Origin of the sequence: Intestinibacter sp. (genome assembly GCF_022780145.1) — a bacterium.
Classification (GTDB): domain Bacteria; phylum Bacillota; class Clostridia; order Peptostreptococcales; family Peptostreptococcaceae; genus Intestinibacter.
Genome location: NZ_JALEXO010000262.1, coordinates 1 through 2,023, shown reverse-complemented (window position 1 = coordinate 2,023; position 2,023 = coordinate 1). Strand labels below are relative to the sequence as shown.

2 protein-coding genes are annotated in these 2,023 nt (G+C 27.7%); both read right to left on the bottom strand.

The window, feature by feature from the left end; genetic code table 11:
• Position 1: 1 nt before the first annotated feature.
• Positions 2-1,246, bottom strand: coding sequence for a glycosyltransferase family 4 protein (locus MR593_RS09755; protein ID WP_290692339.1), 1,245 nt, complete (start codon positions 1,244-1,246; stop codon positions 2-4).
• A gap of 41 nt (positions 1,247-1,287) precedes the next feature.
• On the bottom strand, positions 1,288-2,023 hold a 736-nt coding region (locus tag MR593_RS09750; protein ID WP_290692337.1), incomplete at its 5' end, for a UDP-N-acetyl glucosamine 2-epimerase.

Sequence of the window (2,023 nt, the reverse complement as noted above, 5' to 3'; positions counted from 1 at the left end):
CCTACTCATTAAAATATAAATCAATTTCATCTAATAATAAATCCCTATCAAAATTTTTCTTTGAATATTCATATCCGTTATTTCCTAAAGTTCTTAACTTTTCTTTATCAAATAAAATCATTTGTTTTACTGCATCTGAAAATGCTACCTCATCACCTGTATCTACACATATACCACAATTAGCTTCTTCAATTATATTTTTTGTCTCACCTTGGGCTGATGCAATTATAGGCATTGCACAAGCTATATAGGATTGTAATTTTGCTGGAATAGTCATGCTGAATACTTTATTATCCTGCAAAGTTAATACAGCAACATCACTCAAAGCCATATACTGAGGTATCATTTGTGCAGGTTGTCTTTCTATAAAATTAAACATAGATTCTACATCTGATTTTTTAACTATATCTATTAAATTAGATTTAAATCTTCCATCTCCAATTATATTAAATACAATATTTTTAGATAAATCCTCTTTTTTTAATATGCAAGCTACCTTTGGTAAAATATCTAATCCCTGTGCATAACCTATGTTTCCTGTAAATATTAAGTTAAAATTAGGTTTTCCATTCTTCCCTATTGGAGGAATTTTATTTTTAATTTCTATATCAACATCTTCTTTATCAACAGGTTTATAAAATTCTTCTGCATATTGTGGCCAATACTTTAGCTTACTTTCATCTACATTTCTACTTTCAATTGCCTTTACCATACTATTTGATGTAGCAAATATTTTTGTAGAATTTGAATATATATAATCTACCATTTTGCCAATTAGGTTCAATATAAATTTATTTTTTATACCAGCAACAGATTCAACATTTTCTGGCCATAAATCTTGTATATATAAATAAAATGGTTTCTTCTTTCTTTTTGAATACCAAACACCTAACAAAGATTGTGTTATAGGAGATGTTTCAAAATTAAAAACATAATCTACATCTAATTTAGTAAATTTACTCCAAAAAAATCCTGATATTACGAAAGATAAGTAATTAAGAAATAGCATAATTACATTATTTCCCCTTGGAACAATTGGCAATCTTATGATTTTCATTCCTTTGTAGTCTTCCGTTCTTTTTTTATTAAGTCCATATCCATCATAAAATTTTCCCTGAGGATAATTTGGAATAGCTGTAACAACAGTTACATCATATCCTCGTTTTACCCATTGCTCAGATATATCATTTATTCTAAATTGCTCTGGGAAAAAACATTGTGATATAACTAAAATTCGTTTTTTCAATTTTTAATCTCCTTTTTATAAATTACAATTTTATTTTTAATCTATCGTTTAAGCCATACAGTTCTATTTACAATATCCGTATAACTTTGAATTATCTTAGCAACTTTTATAGATACATTTGTATCCACATAATCCTTTGCTAAAGGTATTTCTTGGTTATCCTCTCTCATAGAAGTAGATAGCTCTATAGCTTGTAAAATAGTATCTTCTTCTATTCCACCTATAATTATACTTCCATTATCTAAAACCTCTGGTCTCTCTGTAGATGTTCTAATCAACACTCCTGGAAATCCAAGTATCGAACTTTCTTCTGATAATGTTCCACTATCAGATAACACACAATAACTGTTCATCTGCAAATTATTGTAATCAAAGAACCCAAAAGGCTTCATATTAACAACTAAATCATGGAATTTAAAATTTCTCATCTTTATAAACTTTTCGCTTCTTGGATGAGTTGAATATATAACAGGCATTTTATATGTTTCAGCTATTTTATTTATAGCATTCATAAGTGCCATAAAGTTTTTTTCGTTGTCTATATTCTCTTCCCTATGTGCTGATAATAATATGTACTTACCTTTTTCTAAGTTAAGTCTCTCTAATACATCGCTGTTTTTTACCTTTTCCATATTATTTTTAAAAACTTCTGTCATAGGAGAGCCTGTCACAAATATTGTTTTTCCATCAATTCCTTCAGACAATAAATATCTTCTAGAATGTTCTGTGTACGTTAAGTTAATATCTGAAATATGATCTACAATTTTTCTATTTATA